The 20150-nt window shown below is 70.5% G+C and carries 18 protein-coding genes and 1 pseudogene; 10 read left to right on the forward strand and 9 right to left on the reverse strand.

The window, feature by feature from the left end:
* Positions 1-426 precede the first annotated feature (426 nt).
* Positions 427-1101 (forward strand): pentapeptide repeat-containing protein, encoded by a 675-nt coding sequence (locus MRBLMG1_RS20350; protein ID WP_367825515.1) that lies wholly within the window; start codon positions 427-429, stop codon positions 1099-1101.
* Between the two features lie 343 nt (positions 1102-1444).
* On the opposite strand, the pseudogene MRBLMG1_RS20355 reads toward MRBLMG1_RS20350, so the two are convergent.
* Both MRBLMG1_RS20355 and MRBLMG1_RS20360 read right to left on the reverse strand, forming a co-directional pair.
* Positions 1445-2375: pseudogene (locus MRBLMG1_RS20355) on the reverse strand (IS5 family transposase).
* A 132-nt stretch (positions 2376-2507) separates the two neighbouring features.
* Positions 2508-2936, reverse strand: coding sequence for a protein-tyrosine phosphatase family protein (locus tag MRBLMG1_RS20360; RefSeq protein WP_367825516.1), 429 nt, complete (start codon positions 2934-2936; stop codon positions 2508-2510).
* 184 nt (positions 2937-3120) lie between these two features.
* Between MRBLMG1_RS20360 and MRBLMG1_RS20365 the strand changes: the two genes are divergently transcribed.
* The 5 genes from MRBLMG1_RS20365 to MRBLMG1_RS20385 all read left to right on the forward strand — a co-directional run bounded on the left by MRBLMG1_RS20365 (position 3121) and on the right by MRBLMG1_RS20385 (position 7184).
* A complete protein-coding gene (locus tag MRBLMG1_RS20365; protein WP_367825517.1) occupies positions 3121-4050 on the forward strand; it encodes an NADP-dependent oxidoreductase in 930 nt (309 codons plus the stop codon).
* Between the two features lie 313 nt (positions 4051-4363).
* Complete coding sequence (locus MRBLMG1_RS20370) at positions 4364-5566, forward strand: sensor histidine kinase (RefSeq protein ID WP_367825609.1); 1203 nt, start codon at positions 4364-4366, stop codon at positions 5564-5566.
* Positions 5567-5682: 116 nt separating this feature from the next.
* A complete protein-coding gene (locus MRBLMG1_RS20375) occupies positions 5683-6225 on the forward strand; it encodes a response regulator (RefSeq protein ID WP_367825518.1) in 543 nt (180 codons plus the stop codon).
* Positions 6204-6425 (forward strand): LuxR C-terminal-related transcriptional regulator, encoded by a 222-nt coding sequence (locus tag MRBLMG1_RS20380; RefSeq protein WP_367825610.1) that lies wholly within the window; start codon positions 6204-6206, stop codon positions 6423-6425. The genes MRBLMG1_RS20375 and MRBLMG1_RS20380 overlap by 22 nt, the downstream gene beginning before the upstream one ends.
* 63 nt (positions 6426-6488) lie before the next feature.
* Positions 6489-7184 carry a hypothetical protein gene (locus MRBLMG1_RS20385; protein WP_367825519.1) on the forward strand — a complete coding sequence of 232 codons (696 nt, stop codon included), beginning with the start codon at positions 6489-6491 and terminating at the stop codon, positions 7182-7184.
* Between the two features lie 218 nt (positions 7185-7402).
* On the opposite strand, the gene MRBLMG1_RS20390 is transcribed toward MRBLMG1_RS20385, so the two are convergent.
* A complete protein-coding gene (locus MRBLMG1_RS20390) occupies positions 7403-8389 on the reverse strand; it encodes an alpha/beta hydrolase (protein WP_367825520.1) in 987 nt (328 codons plus the stop codon).
* 108 nt (positions 8390-8497) lie between these two features.
* On the opposite strand from MRBLMG1_RS20390, the gene MRBLMG1_RS20395 reads away from it, so the two are divergent.
* Together MRBLMG1_RS20395 and MRBLMG1_RS20400 are read left to right on the forward strand one after the other, a co-directional pair.
* On the forward strand, positions 8498-8914 hold the full coding sequence (locus MRBLMG1_RS20395) for a MerR family transcriptional regulator (protein ID WP_367825521.1): 417 nt from the start codon (positions 8498-8500) through the stop codon (positions 8912-8914).
* Positions 8915-9111: 197 nt separating this feature from the next.
* Positions 9112-10233 (forward strand): MFS transporter, encoded by a 1122-nt coding sequence (locus MRBLMG1_RS20400; protein WP_367825522.1) that lies wholly within the window; start codon positions 9112-9114, stop codon positions 10231-10233.
* A 1442-nt stretch (positions 10234-11675) separates the two neighbouring features.
* Here MRBLMG1_RS20400 and MRBLMG1_RS20405 read toward each other — a convergent pair.
* The 6 genes from MRBLMG1_RS20405 to MRBLMG1_RS20430 all read right to left on the reverse strand — a co-directional run bounded on the left by MRBLMG1_RS20405 (position 11676) and on the right by MRBLMG1_RS20430 (position 18391).
* Positions 11676-12464: an alpha/beta fold hydrolase gene (locus MRBLMG1_RS20405; protein WP_367825523.1), complete on the reverse strand. Its 789-nt coding sequence runs from the start codon at positions 12462-12464 to the stop codon at positions 11676-11678.
* Between the two features lie 305 nt (positions 12465-12769).
* Entirely contained in the window at positions 12770-13333 is a 564-nt protein-coding gene (locus MRBLMG1_RS20410; protein WP_367825524.1) for a DUF1707 SHOCT-like domain-containing protein, read from the reverse strand.
* Positions 13330-13962, reverse strand: coding sequence for a TetR/AcrR family transcriptional regulator (locus MRBLMG1_RS20415; protein WP_367825525.1), 633 nt, complete (start codon positions 13960-13962; stop codon positions 13330-13332). The genes MRBLMG1_RS20410 and MRBLMG1_RS20415 overlap by 4 nt, the downstream gene beginning before the upstream one ends.
* 279 nt (positions 13963-14241) lie before the next feature.
* Positions 14242-15009, reverse strand: a complete 768-nt coding sequence (locus MRBLMG1_RS20420; protein ID WP_367825526.1) for an SDR family NAD(P)-dependent oxidoreductase — start codon at positions 15007-15009, stop codon at positions 14242-14244.
* Between the two features lie 1099 nt (positions 15010-16108).
* Positions 16109-17440, reverse strand: a complete 1332-nt coding sequence (locus tag MRBLMG1_RS20425) for a hypothetical protein (protein WP_367825527.1) — start codon at positions 17438-17440, stop codon at positions 16109-16111.
* 261 nt (positions 17441-17701) lie between these two features.
* The gene (locus MRBLMG1_RS20430; protein WP_367825528.1) at positions 17702-18391 is read right to left on the reverse strand and encodes a TetR/AcrR family transcriptional regulator; all 690 of its coding nucleotides are present in this window, start codon (positions 18389-18391) and stop codon (positions 17702-17704) included.
* Between the two features lie 100 nt (positions 18392-18491).
* Here MRBLMG1_RS20430 and MRBLMG1_RS20435 point away from each other — a divergent pair, with 100 nt between their 5' ends.
* On the forward strand, positions 18492-19097 hold the full coding sequence (locus MRBLMG1_RS20435) for a hypothetical protein (RefSeq protein ID WP_367825529.1): 606 nt from the start codon (positions 18492-18494) through the stop codon (positions 19095-19097).
* Positions 19094-20053, forward strand: a complete 960-nt coding sequence (locus tag MRBLMG1_RS20440) for an NAD-dependent epimerase/dehydratase family protein (protein ID WP_367825530.1) — start codon at positions 19094-19096, stop codon at positions 20051-20053. The genes MRBLMG1_RS20435 and MRBLMG1_RS20440 overlap by 4 nt, the downstream gene beginning before the upstream one ends.
* Positions 20054-20150: the final 97 nt, after the last annotated feature.

Raw genomic sequence — 20150 nt, forward strand, 5'->3', positions numbered from 1 at the left:
GCCTGACTCTCTACCAGGCCCTGGGCCTCCTCCAACACCTCATCGCCACCTGGACCGGCACCTGCCCCACCTGCCAACAGACCGTCCCATGGCAGCCCTACGACACCACCTAACAAAGCACTACTAGGACCTGTCCGGTCGATCATGCGACCACTTCGTGCCCGCGTCGTTCCCGAGAGAATGGGGCAGGGCGATCTGGCGGGGGGTACTTCCGGCCGGGCCTCCTCACCTCTGGAACACCCGCGCGCCACGGCGTCCTTTTCGCTACAGCCACCTACGATTCAGGGCATGTGGAGACCCAATCGGGCGGTCCTGCATCGCCTTTCCGCAAGGTCCCGCCACAGCAGCCGCCGAGTGGCACCCGCTTCGGCAGCATCCGGGCGACATCGAGACTGGCTGGCATGGGCCGGCGTCGTAACCGCAGTCGTGGCAGCTCTCGGCGCACTGATCTTCAACGCCCTGTCGGCTCGCTCCACGAGCAGGCAGATCGAGGTTACCCGCCAGGGACAGGTGACCGAGCGCTTCAGCAAGGCCGTCGAACAACTCGGTGCCGCTGGCATCGACGTCCGCTTGGGCGGGGTCTACGCCCTTGGGCAGGTAATGCGCGACTCACCAGCGGACCAACCGACCATTGTCGAAGTCCTCTCGGCCTTCGTGCGTAACAAGGCCGGCACTTTCGCCCAACCCGATCCCACCGCCTCGTCGGCCGGCGTCACCGTTCGGCAGCCAGGCACCGACATGCTGGCAGCGCTCAGCGTACTCGCGCGCCGGAACCCCCAGCACGACGCAACCGGTCAGCGCACCGACTTGAGCCGTTCCAATTTGAGCGGCCTCGACCTGCGCGGCGTGGACCTGCACGACGTCAATCTGACCGGCTCGGACCTGCGCCGCGCGACCCTTTACGGCACCGATCTCTCAGGCGCACAACTCGGGTGGGCGAACCTGGCCGGCGGAGCCCTGGTCAGCGCCGACCTTCGCGGGGCGATGTTGTTGGGTGCAAACTTCACTGACGCCAACCTGGATGGTGCGCACCTGGAAAACGCTCGGCTGCGTAACCTCAAGGGGGCCCACATCACTGAGGACACGACCGGCGTCCGCTAAGCACAACGGACTCGAAGAGCTCGCGAAGCCACCGCTCGCCTGAGGGCGTGTCGCGGGCGCACAGGAACATGGCGGAGGGCACTCCGTGCGCAGGTCTTACGATCGGTCCGTGATGGACACCCAGACGCATGGGACCGTGCGCCATTTCTCGCAGGCCAACCCCACCGGCCCTGGCTGCGACAGCGTTCCAGCCCTCTTGCGGCGGCTGGCGGATTCCATCGAGGCACTGGGCCCCGCCGAGATCCAGGACGTGGTGATCACATCCGAGATGACCGAACACGGTCTCTGGCGGTCGGCGGAACCGTCTACTTCCACCTGCCTGAGGACGAAGACTGATTCTGCTTCACGAGCGGAGCCAAATGGTGAGGGCTGCGACGGTTGCGGTCCCGAGGAAAACGTAGCCGCGTTTGTCGTAGCGGGTGGCCACTGCTCTGGCGTGCTTGAGCCGGTTGATCGCCCGTTCGACATGTTGCGTTTCTTGTACCGCTCTTCGTCGAAGCCAGGTGGCCGTCCGCCGCGCGATCCCTTGCGCAGACGGGCGGCCTGGCTGTCGGTCTTCTCCGGAATCGTGTGCCGGAGGCCCCGGCGCCGCAGATACTCGCGGCATGGGGCGTTGCTGTAAGCCTTGTCCGCCGCGAGGCTGTCAGGCTTCTTGCGAGGTCTGCCCGGCCCGATCCGCGGGACGCGAATCTTCTCCAACACAGGCCTGAACTGTGTGCAGTCCGCCCGCTGTCCCGGTGTGACGATCAGTGACAGAGGGCGGCAGCGGCCGTCCGCGCTCAGGTGGAGCTTGGTGGTGAACCCGCCCCGCGAGCGGCCCAGGCCCTCACCTCCTGCACCACCTCCACCAGGCGGGCGACCAGGCTCTGCCACGGCCTTTCGCCCTGGTGTTCTGCCGCTGCGTCCCCCTTTGAGGCAGGAGCCGGCGGTGGTTCGGTGCGCGCGCCAGCGGCGTGCTGATGTGCCCGCACGATGGTGGAGTCGACCGAGATGTCCCAGTCGATCTCCCCGGCAGTTTCGGCCTCGGCCTGGACCTGCTGGAGCAAGCGTTCCCAGGTTCCGTCAGCCGACCACAGGCGGTGGCGTTCATAGACCGTCTTCCACGGGCCGAACCGTTCGGGCAGGTCACGCCACTGAACGCCGGTCCGCACCCGGTGCAGAATCCCGTCGATCACCTGCCGGTGATCCCGCCACCTGCTACAACGCCTGTTGCTGACCGGCAGGAACGGCCGCAGCCGTTCCCACTCGGCATCCGTCAAATCGCCCCGCCCCATGTCCACATCAACGACACGACAGCGGAGTAGTCACATGATCGGCCGGACAAGTCCTAGTGCTGCGAGCAGCAGGGCTCGCCCGTGAAGCCGGCTTGATCCGTCGGTCCGGCCAAGGCGCTGACGAGGTGGCCACTACTCGAAGCGGGTGACGAAACGACGCTGCCAGGGGGTCTCCACGGCGCGTGACGCGTAGTGCTCGCGGACGTAGGCGACTGCCTCGTGGCCGGGTACCCCGTCCAGCACGGCGAGGCAGGCCAGGGCCGTGCCGGTCCGTCCGTACCCGCCGCCGCAGGCGATTTCGACCCGCTCGTCTTCGGCGCGGTTCCATGCCTCGCGCAGCGCGTCCGCGGCAGCCGTGCGGTCGGACGGCAGCCAGAAGTCCGGCCAGCGAACCCAGCGTGTCTCCCAGGCGACGGAGGGCGGCTCGTGGCCCAGGAGATACAGCGCGAAGGTGGGCGCCGGCCCATCGGGCAGAGGCCGGCGGAGTCCCCGACCGCGAACGAGCCGTCCCGAGGGGAGCCGCAGTACGCCAGAGGCCCCTGCCGTCCAGGCTGTCGTCATGGAGGGAGCGTAGCCCCCTTGCCGTCGGCCGGCGGAGCGTAGCCCCCCTTGCCGTCGGCCGACCCGGCGAACGCTCTCGGTCGAAGCCCAGTAGGCCCTCGGCGGTGACGCGTGAGACGTTCGCGTATGAACCCGGCACTTTGACGCATGGCTCGTCTCGCAGCGGCGGCCGTAGGTTCGGGCCATGAAGATGAAGAGTGCGCGCATCCACGCGTTCGGCGAACCGTCCGTGATCCGCCACGACGAGGTTCCTCGCCCTCGCCCCCTGGCCGGCGAAGTGCTCGTCCGGGTCGCGGCGACCTCGTTCAACCCCACCGAGGCCGCTTTGCGCGCCGGGCTGTTGCAGGGCTTCCTGCCCGTGACGCTTCCCTACACACCGGGCTGGGACGTCGCCGGCACCGTAGCCGAGGTCGGCCCGGACACCGAGGGGTTCGCCATCGGCGACCGGGTCGTGGGGCGGTTGGACGGGGCGGGCGCGGCAGCCGAGTACGTCGCGGCGCCAGGAGCGGTGCTCGTTCCCGCGCCGACGTCCGTCCCCCTCGAACACGCCGCTGCCCTCCCCGTCGCCGGCCTGACGGCCTGGCAGGCCGTGTTCGAGCACGGGAAGGTGACGGCAGGCCAGCGGGTGCTGGTCAACGGTGCCGGGGGAGGCGTCGGCGGGTTCGTGACACAGCTCGCCAAGCACGCCGGAGCCGAGGTGATCGCCACCGCCGGCCCGCGCAGCACCCGGGTGGTCCTCCGGCACGGGGCGGACCACGTGGTCGACTACACGTCCACGTCCCTCACAGCCGCCCTCGACCGCCCCGTGGACACGGTGCTCAACCTCGTTCCGCTGCCCCCACACGACGCGTCGGCCCTGGTGTCCGCGGTCCGGCCGGGCGGGCGAATCGTCTCGATCGCCACCCCCGTCGAACCCCCGGCCGAATCCGGGGTGAGCTCTCTGCACATGGTCGCCCGGAACGACGTGACACACCTGGCGGCGCTCGTCGAACTCGTCGACATGGGGAAGCTCGCCTTCGACATCAGCGCGTCGCGCCCGCTGGCCGATCTCGCTGACGTTCACCGACTCAGTGAGGCCGGCCGTATGCGCGGCAAGGTGGTCTTGATTCCCTGAGGTCTGCTGCTTGCTGCTCGCCGTCTGCCGTCTGCCGTCTGCCGTCTGCCGTCTGCCGTCTGTCGCCTGCGGTCTGCCGGTGCCGTCTCCGGTTCGCTGCCCGTTGCCCGCTGCCCGCCGTCTCCGCCTGCCGTCCTCTGCCTGCGGCCCTCCGTCCGAAGCTGAAACTCCGGCGGTATCCGCGGGCGGTTCACAGGAGCCGGAGAACCGCGGCGGTCTGATGGATCACTCCCGCGAGGGGGCGTACGCTTCCCTGATGCGACCGGATCGGGGACTCTTCGGCCGTCCCGGCGAGGGATTGCGTCGACCCTTGGTGGTCGATTCGCTCCTTGCCGCGGGGTATGCGACCACCAGCCTGCTGCTCGGGATGGAGCGACCGCCGACCGGCTGGTCCGAAATGGACGCGACCGGCGCGCTGCTGACGGTGCTGACGAGTCTGGCACTGGTCGCGCGACGGATGACGCCCGTGGCGGTGCTGTCGGTGGTCGTCGTCCTGTGGGTGGTGTACATCGCCTGCGGGTACTGGCCCGTGGTCAATTCCCCGGCGACGCTGCTGGCCCTGTACACGGTGGCGGCGACGAGGCCCGGTAGGTCCGGTCCGATCGGTGGAGCGGCGGTTGGGGTGGCCTGGCTGCTGGCGGGTCTGTCCAACGTGGACAACGGCTCCATGAAGACCGTGCTGGTACAGGCCGTGGCGTTTCCCGCGGTGGTCGTCCTGATCGGGCGCGGTGCGGGCCGCGCCGTCGAACGAAGCCGCGAACTGGCCCGGTTGACCCGCCGGCTGCAAGTCGAGCAGGAGGCGAGGGCCTCGCAGGCGGTCACCGAGGAACGCGTGCGCATCGCACGGGAGTTGCACGACGTGGTCGCCCACCACATGTCGGTGGTGTCGCTCCAGGCCGGCATGGCGTCCTATGTGTTCGAGGGTGACCCGGCCACCGCCAAACGGGCCCTGGACACGATCGCCGCCACCAGCAGGGAGGCGCTGGAGGAGCTCCGCCGCCTGCTGGCGCTGCTGCGCGTCGGGCCCGAGGACGTACGGGCCGCCGACGGTGGCACCGGCACCGACGGAGCGGAGGACGCCTACGCGCCGGCCCCCGGGCTCGAACGTCTCGACGCGCTGCTGCTCCGCGTCCGCGAGGCCGGCGTCCCGGTGGCCCTGGAGGTCACCGGAGAGCCCTACCCGCTGCCGCCCGGGATGGACCTGTGCGCCTACCGGGTGATCCAGGAGGCGCTCACGAACGTCCTCAGACACGCCGGGCCCGCCACGGCGACGGTCACCGTCGGCTACCGGCCGCAGGCCCTCACCGTCCGGATAGCCGACGACGGGCAGGGCCGGGTTCCGGCCGTAGACCGGCCGAACGTCGGGCACGGGCTGATCGGCATGTGCGAACGCGCAAGGATCTATCAAGGGACGGTGAACGTCGGTCCCCAGCCGGGGGGCGGCTTCGAGGTACTGCTCAGTCTGCCCACTCCGACCGGCGGCAGCCCGTACGACCTCCGGTCCCCGTCGCCGTGAGCCCCGCGTCGCCGTCGAGGGCCGGCCGTCCCCACGAGCATGTTCCCGACAAAGCCCTCCGTCCTCGTGGTCGACGATCAGATTCTCGTCCGGCCGGCCTCGCCGCCCCGCTGCGGATGGCCCCGGACGTCGAGGTCGTTGGCGAGGCCGGCGACGGTGACGACACCGTCCGGCAGGCCCCGGCCACCTCCCCCGACGTCGTCCCGATGGACATCAGGATGTCCGGCGCCGACGGCATCCAGGCCACTCAGCGCATCCTGACCCCTGCGGCCGCCCACCCGGCGCCGACCGGCGCGACGACACCCGGGTCCAGCCCCCCCTCGTCCCCGCACCGCGTCGCCGCGCCCCGGATCATCGTGCTCACCACCTTCGACCTCGACGCCTACGTGTACAGCGCCCTCCGCGCCGGCGCCAGCAGGTTCCTCCTCAAGGAGACGCCGCCAGAGCGACTGGTCGCCGCCGTCCACACGGTGGCCGCCGACGCCATGCTGTTCCCGCCCTCGGTGCCGCGGCGGCTGATCGAGGCGTACGCCCCCGCACCCGCGCCCGCCGACCACCTTCCTCGGCCTGGCAGACCGTCCCCAACCGCGAGAACGACGTCCTCGTCCAGGTCGCCCGCGGCCTGTCCGACACCGATATCGCGCGACAGCTCCCCCTGAGCGAGGCGACCGTCAAGACCCACCTCAACCGGGCGACGGCGAAGCTCGGCCTTTCCAGCCGATCCGTCAATCGCTTCTCCGTCGTCGCGGGCACCATCGGCGCGACCGTCCTGTTCGCCGTGCCCGGGAACGCCTTCGCCGTCACCACGATGAGCCAGAGCGCCGCCGCGTCCGCGCTGTGCAGCGTCGGCGTCACCTGAAGCTCCAGCGGCGGGCTGCACCAACCGCAAACCAGCACCTGCGCCTCGTTCGAGCAGATCAACATGGCGACCGTCAACGACCTCAAGACGCTGCGGACCGCCAGCGGCTGCGACGTCAACGTCACCGGCGGCACCGAGACGGGCCACGCGAGCGGCACATACAGCCACTGGAACGGCTACCAGGCCGACATCGCCCACACCGCGTGTGTCGACTCGTACGTGAAGAACAGCTTCACCCGCACCTCTACCCGGAGCGACGGCTCCCACCCGCTGGCGTTCCACATCCGGCAACGTCCACGCCGACGAAGGCATCCCCTGGGACATCACCTACTGCGGGGGCTCCAGGGCCTGCACCTCGTCCGCCAGCGCCTGACACCGACCAGAAGCATCAAGCCCGTCAGGACGCTCGGAACCCGACGCTCCCTCCTGGCCGTCGCCACCGGTGTGGCCGTCCTTGGCGCCAGCCTCTCGGCGGCCCCCGCCGCCCAGGCCGACGGCCTGAGCTGCCCGGTCGCGTACGTCTGCTTCTACACCGCCGACGGCGCGCCGACCGGCTACTTCTGGGACATGACCTCCACCTGGCAGACGGTCGCCGCGAGCACTGCGAGTGACCCGCCCTCGCCCATCGCGGTCCACAGGGATCTGCAGGGCCTAGGACGGCCTACAACGGCACGGAGCGACCTGATCACCCCACCCCACCCAGCAAGGGACAGCCCATGTCCATTCCCGTTCCCTCAGGGGCGCCCGTGTCCTGCGTGAGCTGCGACCCGAAGGGGCACTACACGTGCCACGGCCGGTCCGGCGTCATGCGCAGCGCGCGGGCTACGACTCCCTGGCTTGCGGCTGAGTTCGCCGCTGTCGCAGGACGGCCTCCACCCCGGATCGTGGGATCCTGGGCGGAGGCGTTCAGGTCCGGCCTTCCCGCCATGCGCGGGCACGCGAGCGGGACGCGGCCGAGCCCCTGAGCCGCAACCGGGTCAGCGGGGTGCGGCGGGGGCGTTCAGCGCTCGGTCGAGGGCCCTCAGGCGGTACTCGTTGATGCGGATGGCGAGTTCGGAGTCGGGGGCGAGTAGCTCGCCGGCGTGGATGCCTCCGGGGTAGACGTGCAGTTCGACCGGAACGCCCGCCTGCATGAGCCGGTGGGCGTAGTCGATGTTCTCGTCGCGGAAGAGGTCGAGTTCGCCGACGTCGAGGTAGGCCGGCGGAAGACCGCTCAGGTCGGCGGCCCGGGCGGGGGCGGCGTACGGGCTGACGCCGTCGGTGCCCATCGGGTCGCCGAGGAGCGCCTGCCAGCCCTGGAGGTTGGCTGCCCGGTCCCAGATCCCGATGTCGGTGATCTCGTGGCTGGACGGCGTGATGTTGCGGTCGTCGAGCATGGGGTACGGGAGCATCTGAAAGGCCAGGCGCGGAGTGCCGCGGTCACGGGCAAGGAGCGCCACCGCGGCGGCCAGTCCACCGCCCGCGCTGCCTCCGTAGAGAGCCATTCGTCCTGCGTCGACGCCGAGCGCGGCCGCTTGGCCGGACATCCAGAGGAGCGCCGCGTAGCAGTCCTCCACCGGAGCCGGGTGGGGGTGCTCGGGAGCCAGCCGGTAGTCGACGGACACGACGACCGCGCCTACCGCCTCGACGAGGGGGAGGACCTGGCGGTGGTCGGTCTCGACGCTGCCCGTGACCATGCCGCCGCCGTGGATGTACAGGATGCCCGGGAGCAGGCCTGCGCCCTTCGTGCCGGCGGGACGGTAGACCCGCACGGCCACGTCCGGTGCGTCCGCCGGGCCGGGCACGGTGAGGTCCTCGTACTCCACGCGGTCGTTGGGCGGCTGGGCGGCGAGGGCCGCCCGGTTCATCTCCTCGTACAGCTCGCGCTGCCGCGGGATGTCGAAGTCGATCAGGCCGCGGGGGCCGGTCAGCGCGTGGAAGGCGCGGAGACCTTCACGGACCTCCGGGTCGATACGGTGAGTCATGCCGGGCTCGGACACGGGAGCGCCTTTCTCGAGGTTGACGTTGCGGCAGTAACGTAAAACCCTCACGTCTACGTGAGGGTCAATCGAAACCGTTGTGGAGTGGGTCACATGAAGATCGGGGAACTGTCCCGGCTGACCGGGGTCAGCGTGCGCGCACTGCGCTACTACGAGGAGGAGGGACTGATCCGGCCCGAGCGCGGCGGCAACGGGTACCGCGACTACTGCGACGGCGCGGACGAGGTGGTCCGGCAGATCCGCGGCCTGATCGAGTGCGGCCTGCCCACCCGGATCATCCGCGACATCCTCCCGTACCTCGACGGCCCGGCAGACCTACTGCCCCAGGCCCCCTGCGCCCAGATGCTCGACCAAGTCGCGGCCGAACGCGAACAGCTCGACCGCCGCATCCGCTGCCTCACCCGCAACCGCTCCGCCATCGACGCCTATCTGAGCGCCGCCAGGACCGCCGCACGGGCCTCCCAGGCCTCCCAGGCCGAAGAAGCGGCCACGCGACCGACGGGCGCTTGACCCTCACGTAAACGTGAGGGTTTTAACGTCCGGTCATGACCTCGACCTCAAGCTCAACCTCGACTTCAACCCCCACCTCGACCTCAACCCCAACCTCAACCCCAACCCCAGCGCAAACCTCGACCACCGGCTCTGCTCGGAACTCCTCCGCCGGCGCCGCACCCAGCTCCTCCTCGTGGCCGCTGGCCGGGCTGCTGGTGCTGGCCGGCGCCGCGTTCGTCACCATCCTCACCGAAGCCCTGCCGGCCGGCGTGCTGCCCGCGATGAGCGCGGACCTCCACGTGACCGAAGCCCGCGCCGGACTGCTGGTCACCGTCTACGCCCTGGCCGCAGCCCTCACCGCGATCCCGGCCACCGCCTTGACGCTGATCGTGCCGCGCCGCACTCTGCTCGTCGCACTGCTCCTCGGCTTCGCCGTCACCAACGCCGCGACAGCCGTGTCCGCCGACTTCACCCTCACACTCGTCGCCCGCATCGTCTCGGGAGTGTTCGCCGGACTCCTGTGGGCCATGGTCCCCGCCTATGCCGCACGGCTCGCCCCGCAGCACAGCGGCAAAGCCATCGCCACCGCGCTGGCCGGCATGACCGTCGGACTCTCGCTCGGCACTCCGGCGGGCACCGCATTCGCCGGGATCGTCGACTGGCGCTGGACCTTCGCCCTGCTCACCGCCCTGGCCCTCGCCCTCGCGGCAGCGGCGCTCCGCCGCCTCCCGCAGCTCCCCGGCGAGCGGGCCCGGCGCGGCGCGGGACTCCTGTCCACGATCAGAACACCCGGGATCGCCGCCATCAACACCGCCTCGATCGCCATGGTCCTCGGCTTCTACGTGCTCTACACCTACATCGCCCCCTTCGTGGAGCGGGCGGACCTGGGCATCGGCACCGGCACCGTCCTCTTCGTCTTCGGCCTGGGCTCCATGGGCGGCGTCTGGTTCGCCGGAGCCGCCGCCGACCACCACCTATGCACCGCGACCCTCGCCCTCCTGGCCCTGGCCACCCTGTGCCTGGCCTCCTTCGGCCTGCTCGCGCACAGCACGACGGCCCTCCTGCTCGGCACCCTCCTCTGGGGCGTCACCCACGGCGGCCTCCCCACCCTGATGCAGACCGCAGGCGTCAGAGCCGCCCCCCGAGACCCCGACACCGCCAACTCCCTCTGGGTCACCGGCTGGAACATCGGCATGGCCGGCGGATCACTACTCGGCAGCGCGATCCTCACCAGCGCCGGCACCCCCGCCCTCCCCTGGACCGCCTCCGCCCTCCTGGCCGCCTCCGCCCTGACGGCCACCCTCGCCCGCCGCAACGCATTCCCTCCTGCCGCTTGAGCATGCGCCGTGCGCAGTCGTACGGCACTCGCCCCCGCCAGTGAGCGCACCCCTTCCGCTCCCGGGCATACCCGGCGCCGCCGCCGGGGCGGCGGCAGCCCGCACGCTGCCGCCCCGCGCCGGCCAGGGAGGCGTCCTGGCCCTCACGCCGGCGCCTCACCCTTTAACGGTCAAGCTGGTCAACTGCGTTGCGGCACAGTGTCTCTTCGACTTTGAGCCGTGTTGGGGAGATCTGGATGTCAGAGGAAGTGCAGCGACGTCTTCGGATCCGCCTCGCGAGGCGGAGGCCGCACCCTGACCGTGTGCGCCAGCGAGAGGCATCAGGCGATCCCGCTACTCGCACTGAGCCAGCTGAGGCCTCGTCGGAAACGGACGAGGTGCCGTCGCTGGCCTCCCGGGTTGGCGAGACGGAACAGAGCGGCACCTTGCGCAGTGCGACAGGCGCTCAAGCCAGCACAGCCTGAAGCGGCCCTGAAGGCCTGGGGCATCGCGGCCTTGCAGTACAGGGACGCTGAGGGCTGAGAGTGGACGCGTGGGATGACGAGAGTGAGCGGCGGCTTCGAGCTGCCGGAAGTAGGTACCGAGCGTGTGAAGACTCGGCATGTCGCGGTGGACGGCTCCTTGAAGTACGAGACCAAGCCGGCGGCCCAGTGCGGGGAGAAGTAGCCGCCTGGTTCAGTCCGCGAGAGAGCGAGGAATCGTCTCCTGGCAGTGCGGCGGAGCATCACATCGCACACCGCGGCCTGCCTGGCCCTGATCCGCGACGCGCTCCTCATGGCTATCCGGCCGACCGTCCGCCCGTGAAGGGAGGTCCATGATGTCGCCGAGGTCGTGGCATCTGCGGCGCCACCACGACCAGGCATCCGGAGCCCGAGGGTCGGGAAGAGTGAGTGAAAGGGAGACGGAGTCGGTTTCTTTGACGGCCGACGTGACTTGCCGAGCGGCTCGGCTGTCGAGAGTGCAGGCTCGCTCTATCAGGAGACGGTCGTCTCAGATGTCGTAGCCGGGCAAGTGAGGGCTGGGAAGGCAGAGCGGCCGTCCTTTACGGCGCGAGAAGCCCCGCAAGCATGGGATACGTCTTCGAGCGTCCGGACGGGAAGACCGCGTTCGGCCTCGAAGCGTGCCGCTTGGCGACGCGTGTGGGGCGAGAGCTGTGAGGGCCTGCGCAGGTAGTGCTGAAGAAGGGACCGGCGGACTGCCTCCAGACGCAGAGTAGCCGCCGTCTTGCGGGGCAAGATTCTTCTTTCGACTCTTTCGACGTGGTTATCTCGGCGAGTCGGTCCACTCTGCGATCTTGCGGGTGACTCACCTCCTGAGCGGCGTGAGCGACCTCAACATCCTGAGCCGGATGGCCGGGGCTGGGGCGGTTGCCGTGCCGAGGCAGACACGGCCGCGTTCGTCGTATCCGATGGCGGTGGCTCTTCACCACGGCCCCATCGAACCTAGGTGTTCGCGCGGCAGAAGGATCGGACTGCTGCCGTGAAAGCCTCCGGGGCTTCCAGGTTGCTCATGTGGCCCACCGAGGGGATCACCACGAGTTCGGCGTGCGGGATCGAGTCCTGGAAGGCGTGGGCGATGGTCAGGGGGGAACGGGCGTCGCGCTCGCCCCACAGCAGCAGAGTCGGCACGGTGATGCGGGGGAGGAGGTCGGTCTCGTCGGCCTCGGCCATCAGGGAGAGTTGGGTGGCCATGGTTTCCGGGCGTACGTCCCTGTTCATGGCGTCCAGGATCGCTGCGAAGCGTTCCGGTGGGCCGTCGGCGTACAGCCCCGGAAGTGTCGGGTCGAAGCCCTCCCGAGGGGCGGCGAGCATCTGCCGGGCCCCCTCGACGCGCGCGGCGACCTCCTCTGGGGGCAGTGAGCCCTTCCAGCCGGCGTACGTGTCCACCATCAGCAGCGACCGCACCAGGTCCGGTCGCCACCGGTACAGCTCCAGGACCACCGTCCCGCCCCAGGAAAGCCCCGCGACCTGGGCAGGACCGAGCCCCACGTCCTCGATCACGGCGGCGAGAGCGTGCGCGAAGTCCGCGAGTCCGAAGCCCGCCGGCAGCGCGCCGGACCGGCCTGACCCTGGCTCGTCCCAGGCCACCACAGTGAACTCATCAGCCAGCGAATCGAGTTGAGGCTGCCACATCCGCCCATCGAGCCCGGCCCCGTGGGCCAGGACTACGACCGGTCCGCGACCCGTCTTCGTATAGGCGACTTCGACGCCGCCGAATCGCACCACTGCCATGCCTCCAGGCTAGGCCGCGCGACAGCCCCTCGCCTCGCGCCGTGCGAACGAACCGGTGACGTTGCCGCGCGAACGAGCCGCGTGAATGACCAGGGCGGTGAATGACCTTTCGTCGAGGTGAGCCACGCCATCCCTATCCCTCCGGCGACGCGACACCCTCTCGCTGGCCCTGCCGCCACCGCCCCGACGCCACCGCCCGATGTCTCCGACGTCACCGCGACCCGCCCCGACGCCATCTCCCCACCGCCGGCGCGCCTACCCGTCCCGACCAGGACCGATCCGACTCCGAGAGGACAGGACCGGCCTTACCCCTTGGTCCGCGTCACCACCGCGCCGAACAAGGCCACCCCTTTGATCACGACGCGAGGGGTGCCGGGCTTCCCGGTCATCCGGGATGCGCGCCTGCCGAAGGCGCCGAAGAGGGCGAAGCCGCGTACGTCGACGTCGATGTCCTGGGGGACGATGATCGTGGTGCCGCCCCACAGGGCGATGGCACGGATCTCGGTGTCGTGTTCGCTGAAGTGTGCCTCGGTGAGGTCGAGGCGGCCGCCGCCCCACATGGACCAGGCTGTCATGCGAGGCGGCACGACCCAGTGGCCTTTGCGGCAGAAGCCGCCGAAGATGCCGGCGACGAAGCGGCCCGAGGTGGGTGGCCGGTCCACCACGAGCGCGTCCCGGGGGCCTGGCTGGGGAAGGCCGCGGCAGGCGGCCTCCAGGTCTCCGTGGGTGCGTGACCCGTGGACCTCGTCCAATCGGGCGCTGAGGTCCTCCAGGGGGAGCCGGCCGAATTCCACGGCCGTTCGCAGCCGCTCTTCGGTGGTGTGGCGTTCCTGGTCCGAGACGAGGACGTCCGGTTCGTGGCGGGTCACGGTGTCACCCCTTCGAGGTGGGTGGCGAGCACGGAGGAGAGGGCGGCGCGGTAGGCCTCGTCGCGGCCCGGATCGTCGGGGTCGTGTCCGAGGTCGGCGAGCCAGTAGCGCCGGCCGATGGCGTAGCCGTACGCGCCGGACATGGCGAGCAGGACGACCATCTCGATACGTGTCCGGTCCGGTCCGTCGGGCCCGGGGAGGACGCTGCGGACGCCGTCCTCGATCGCATCGACGAGCCGTGACAGGTCAGTGGGGGAGTCGGGGGCCTTCTCGACGTCCCAGTCGTGGAGCTGAGACCAGGTCCACAGCCGGACGTACCGCTCGTCCGCGAGGATCTCGAAGAGCACCCGCGTCATCCCGTCCGCGTACGGCACGCGGCCGTCGGCCCGCAGTCGCTCGCGTACGAGCTCACGCTTGCGCTCGTTCTCGCGCTCGAGTACCGCCCGTACGAGCGCGTGGTACGTCCCGAAGTAGTGTGTGACCAGCCCGTGCGTCACCCCGACCGCCTCGGCGACCCGCCGCAGTCCGACCCCGTCGGGCCCGTGGCGCGCGATGAGGTCGGTGGCGGCGTCGAGAATCTCGGCACGCGCCTGCTCGGGCGTGCGCCGTCGTCGTGGGCCTGCGTTCATCAGCCGTCATACCCCTTTGTTGTCAAGCTGGACAATAGGGTATTGGCCAGCTTGACAACAAGCCGCGGAAGACGGCGATTTGGGGCATCGGGCATCCCCCTGCGCAGCCGATCTGAGGGGCATACCTACGCGCCCCCAGCTCTCGAGGCCGGTCCGGGTCCTAGTCAAACGGAGATGGCCGGGGCGAACGACATTGCGGTGCTTCCGGTTCCGGCGCCCACCCCCGCCCGAGCCCTCCGAGCCCGACAGGGGCGGTTTCGCTCCGGCGTGCTGCGGTCGTCAACTCCGCAGGTAGGAAGCCCCGTTAAGATCGAGGATCGTGCCGGAGGACCATTCGGCGGCGGGGGAGGAGAGCCAGAGCACCGCTCCCGCGATCTCCTCGGCTGAGCCGACACCGCCGAACGGGCTCTGCTGTCGGATGCTCTCGCCCTCGGGGCCCTCCAGGCGCGGTGCGACGCGCTCGGTGGCGAAGAAGCCGGGGGCGATGGAGGCGACGGCGATTCCGTACGGGGCGAGGGAGACCGCGAGGGATTGGCCCAGGGCGTGAACGGCGGCTTTCGTGGCCGCGTAGGCCGGGTGGTCGGGCTCGCCTCGGAAAGCGCCGCGGGAGCCGACGTTGACGATTCGGCCTCCCGTGCCCTGCTCGATCATGAGCCGGGCGGCGAGGTGACTCAGGTTCGCCGTGGCGAGGAGGTTCACCGCCACGTGCTGTTGCCAGACCGCCGCCCACTCCTCGTACGGGGTCTCCGCCAGCGGGTGACGGATGTTGACCGCCGCGTTGTTCACCAGCACGTCGATCCCGCCGAGTGCCTCCGAGGCCATGTCGACCACCGCGGCCACTCCGTTCGGCCTCGTCAGGTCGCCGCCGACCAGCACATGCCCCGTACCGGCAAGGGACTCCAGGGTCAGTCGCGCGTCGTCGACGCGCGAGCCGAAGTGGACGGCCACCCGGTCCCCGTTGGCCGCGAACGTCTGAGCCACCGCGCGCCCGAGCCCACGGGACGCACCACTCACCAGGACGCGCCTGCCCGACGGAGGCAGATTCATGAAGTTTCCTTTCGAACGGCGACGAAGAGCGGAGACCGCGAGGCCTCTGGTGCTCCACTGAGCACTTGGTCCGACGTTCCGCACGGCGGTCACCATGCAGCCGACCGCGACGTAGATCGTCGAGCGCCAGCGTAGGAGATCCACGGACCGCTTCAGTGGCACGCGCGCGTCAACGGGCGCCTTGCCGCCAGGGGTTTACGGGCGCCGGTGGCCGAATCTCTGCCAGTGCTTCGCGGTAGTGCGACCACGGTGACGGGGCGGCTGCTTCTTGCCCCCGCCCACCTTCGCGAGTCGTTGCTACCGCTCAGGCACGGCACCAACGGCCACCGGGACGGCCTGAACCCGATGTCGTCCTCGCCGAGTTCGGGAGGGGCGCGGTGGACCCGAAAGCGTGAGCTTCGATGTCCCGTTGCCCGTTGCCCGTTGCCCGTTGCCCGTTGCCCGTTGCCCGTTGCCCACGCTGCGCCCGTTGTCCGTTGTCCGTGGACGCCCTGGGCGGGGGAGGTCGTGTCGCGGACGGCGAGGCGAGGCGAGGTGACTTACACGCCCTTCAAAGCCTCGATCACGTGGTGCAGTTCCTCAGGCATCACCGCGATAAGGACCTTGCCGTCGGCCGATCCGCATTCCACGATTCGGGACCTCGGGTTGATGACGACTGCCTCCAGGAACGAGGGCGAGCGCGTCCCTGTGTGATGCAGGTCGACGGACAGAGCGGACTCCTGCTTCCCCGAGAAACCCCTCCACACGAGGGGTCCGGAGCCGTCGATGAGCAGGCGCCCTGCCCTCCAGCGAGAGCCCTGAGCAGGGCACTTGAGCATGCAAGGGACTGCGGCCGGCTCCCCGGCTGCCATCGCGGAAGTCCTCCGCTTCCGCCTCCTGTCGATGAGCCATCCAACAACTGCTGTGGACGCCACAAGGAACGCTAGTTCGATCACTCTCACATTCAAGCAGGCGGAGAAGGCGGGCGGGCGGAGTCGCCATCCCGAGGTGCGCCGGTCGGTCCCCCGGGGGACCGGTGAGGGCGGCGAGGACCCAGGCCGCCTGGCGGCAGCTGATCGGGGAGTCACCGCCGAAGCCCTGCACCGGGATGAGGGTTCGGTCAGCGGGAAGGCTTCACGACGGCCGAAGTGGCCGCGCGGAAGGACTCCGTCGCGTCGAAGTGGGCGCGGAGGAAGCCGGGCTTCAGTGCGGCGATGTCGGCGGAGAAGGCATAGTCCTGGCCGGACCAGTAGGCCTCGACGGTGGTGATGTCCGTCCAGGACGCGCCGTCACGGGAGTACTGGACGCGCACCGGGATGGTGGCGGGAGTCCAGCCGTCGAGGAAGTTCATCCCGCCGTCGACGTGGGCGCCGCCGTGGCTGTCCGTGCGGGTCGCGGAGAAGCGGGTGAAGGTCGAGGAGCGCAGGACGCGCACCCTGGGGCTCTGGGTGGAGACTGCGGCGACGAACGGGTCGTCGCTGATGGTCGACAGACGGAAGGCACCGGTCTCCCATGGGGCGTGCGTGAAGGTGACCTCGCCGTTCGGGCCGGTGGTGAACTGGCCGACACTCCAGAACTGGCCGCCGGAGGAAGGCTCGAAGACGACCCCGCCGCTCTGGCCCGCGAACGGCATCCAGCCCTGCGGGGATTCCCGCTCCAGAACCGCGGTGAGCGTGACTTCCTGTCCGAAGTCGACCGTCAGCCCCTCCTCGGGGCTCTGAACGACCCAGCGCGTCGCGACCTGCCGGACGTCGACCGACATCGCGGCGGACTCGCCGTACAGCACGCCGGGGTGCTCGTTCGTGAAGCGGTAGACGGCCTGGATCTGCGTGGCGGAGTTCACGGTGACGGTGGTGGAGAAGCGCCCTTCCGCGTCGGTACGGGCATGGGCGTCGGTGAGGTAGTCCACGTCCACGTCGACCGGGTGGTCCGCCAGCGGCTCAAGCGCCCGCGTGTCCGGACGCCGTCCCTTCAGGACACCGTCCACGTGCACCTGCCGGTGGTCGATGTCGACCTCGGCGCGATCGGTCCGCACGTCCTCGAAAACGGCCTGGACGTAGTAGGCCAGGGTGCCGGCGGAGCCGTCCTCGCCGCGATCGCCGTCGGCGTCCACGGCCTCGACGCGTACGGTGTAACTGCCGTACGCGGGCAGGGTCAGCGGTCGTGTGGTCCGCCACACACCGTCCTCCGCGGTGCCGGAGCTGAGAGCGAAGGCGTCGTTCTCCACCACGGCCACCTCCTGCTGTGTGACGGGGGAGACGATGTGCGCCCTGATCTCCGTGACGGCGCTGTCCGAGCCGATCGAGACCTGAAGCGTGCCGAGGTCGTCCGACACGCTCGACGCCCAACGGATGGCGGGCGCCTGCCCCTCCACGGCGTAAGCGGCCGGAATGCCGGCCGCCAGGAACGCCGCCGTGCCCGCAGCGGCCAGCGCCGCCCTTGTTTTGAACATGAGGTCCCCCCAGGGATGTATACGGTGTGCCGTCGTCTGCCCGGCCGTTTGCCGGCCGGCTCTGCGACGTCCTCGTGTTCTATCGCATGAGCTTGACGTCGAACGAGTGGATTTCCCTCCGGTGCGGAAGGAGTCGGACGTCGGTTAGAGGCGTTGTCCAGCAGCGTTGGTGTGCTGCTTCAGCCGGCACTGGCTGGGTGGCGCCGGTGCCTGAGGTGGCCTGACCGACCCGGTCGCGACCCGGTCGCGACGCGACGAGCCTCAGCCCGTCGGCCGCCCCGCGATGCCGTCCAGGGCTCGGTCGAGCCCCCACGCGTACTGCTCGTCGGAGACGAACCGCGCGATCGTGTCGGCCGCTTGGGCCGTACGCGGGTAGTGGTCGGCGGGGATGGAGCGGAGTTGCTCGCGGCGGAGGGCGACTCGCTCGGCGATGGGTGGGGCGGGTGCGGGGGAGGGGAGTTCGGCGGCTTCCAGGGCGATGGCTCCGAGGACCTGGACGATCAGGAGGTACGAGGCACGGGCTGCTTCCGTCGGGTCGAGGCCGGTGTCTGCGAGGACGGTGAGGAGGGCTTCGCCGAGTGCGAGGGCGTTGGGGCCGTCCATGGGGCCGGAGAGCAGGAGGTGGACGGCTCCCGGGTGGGCGAGCAGGCGGTGGCGCAGGTCGGCGGCGAGTGCGTGGATGCGGTCCCGCCAGGGGGTGTCGGGGGAGGCGAGTGCCGTGAGGTCGGTTTGGCCGAGGAGGTGCTCGACGACCGCGCGGACCACCGCGGCGCGGTCCGGGAAGTAGGTGTAGACGGCGTTGGGCGCGAGTCCCAGCTCGGCGGCGATGCCTCGGATGCTCACCGCGTCGGCGCCGCGGGTGCCGAGCAGCCGTATGGCGGCCGCGACGACCTCCTCCTCGCGGACTGCCCGCTTTCGGCCCCGCTTCGCCGGTGGCGTGTCCTGTGTCATGCGTACGGCCTCCTCACGCGTCCTGACTCGAAACCTTGACGAGCCATTTTTGCACGACGTACATTAATTGCACACCGTACAGAAATTGGAGGCGATCCTCATGCGTGTCCCCGTCCCTGTCCGTGGCCTCAGCGGCCACGCCCGGCGTGAGTGGATTCGGTGGACGGCCGGCTTCCTGGCGTTCCCCGTCGCCGGACTGGCCGGTCGCGCGGCGGCCGGTCCGGTCGACGACACGATGAGCGCCCTGGTGGGCGGGGTCGTGACCGGGGCGGTGATCGGCGCCGGGCAGGCGCTCGTCTCCTCCGGTCGGCTGAGCCTGCCGCGCTGGTCCGCGGCCACCGCGGCGGGCAGTGGCCTCGGGCTCCTGCTCGGCGCCGCGCTGGTCGGCTACCGCACCGATCTCGGCTCGCTGGCGCTGATGGGCGCGATCGAGGGCGTCCTGCTCGGTGCGGCTCAGGCCTGGGCCCTGCCGAGCGCCACCCGTCTGCCGTGGCTCTGGGCTTTGGCGATGCCAGCCCTGTGGGCGGCAGGCTGGACGGTGACCACCCTCGCCGGAGTCGGGGTGGAGGCGCGGTTCACCGTCTTCGGCGCCACCGGCGCCCTCACCTTCTCCGCCCTCTCCGGCGTCCTGCTCCACGGGCTCCTGCCCGCCACCACCCCCACCCGGACCCCCGGCTCGGGTCCCCTCAGCGAGGTCGGCGCATGAAGAAGACCACCACTCCCCGTCACGTGATCTTCGGTTCCGGCGCCGTGGGCACGGCAGTCGCCGAGGCGCTGGTGCGCCAGGGAGAGTCCGTCCGGATGGTCAACCGGTCCGGACGCGCCGACGTCCCCGACGGCGTAGAGGTGGCCGCGGGCGATGCGACCGATCCCGCGTTCACCACCGCCGTCGCCGCCGGTGCGGCCGTCGTCTACCAGGCGCTCAACCCGCCGTACCACCGCTGGCAGCAGGAGTTCCCCGCACTCCAGGCCGGTGTCCTCGCCGCGGCCGAGGCGGCCGGCGCCCGCATGGTCTCGATGGACAACGTCTACAGCTACGGGCCGCCCGCCGGCCGACCGTTCACCGAGGAGACCCCCGACGCCGCGACCACCCGCAAGGGCCGGCTCCGGGGCCGGATGGCCCAGGACCTGCTCGCCGCACACAAGGCCGGGCGCGTGGAAGTGGCGATCGGCCGCGCCTCCGACTACTTCGGACCGCGCGGCGGCGCCCAGTCCAACCTCGGCGACCTGGTCTTCCCGGCCCTCCTGGCCGGCCGTGCCGCCACCGTCCTCGGCGACCCCGACCAGCCCCACACGTACACCTTCATCCCCGACATCGGGGAGTCCCTCGCCCTCCTCGGCCACCACCCCGACGCCCCCGGCCGCATCTGGCACCTCCCCAACGACCCGCACACCCGCACCACCCGCGAGCTCGTCGACCTGGCCCACCGCACGACCGGCCGCCACGGCACCGCCCGGCTGCGCCGCATGCCCTCGTTCGCGCTGTACGCGATCGGCGCCGTGAACCGCACGGTGCGCGAACTCATCGAGATGCAGTACGAGTTCGCCGAGCCCTTCGTCGTCGACTCCACCCTCATCCGGGACCGCCTGGGTGCCGTCGCCACCCCATCGGAGGAGGCGCTGGAGCGGACGGTGGCGGCCTACCGAGCGCTGGGGAAGTGACCCCTCGGGGCGCCCGCCCCGTCTGAGCCGCGCGCGGGCCTTGTGTTGGTCGGACGGAGGTGACCGGCGGTAGGGGGCGCGTACCAGCCAGAGTCAC

The organism is Streptomyces sp. LMG1-1-1.1 (assembly GCF_040815545.1).
Lineage (GTDB): Bacteria > Actinomycetota > Actinomycetes > Streptomycetales > Streptomycetaceae > Streptomyces.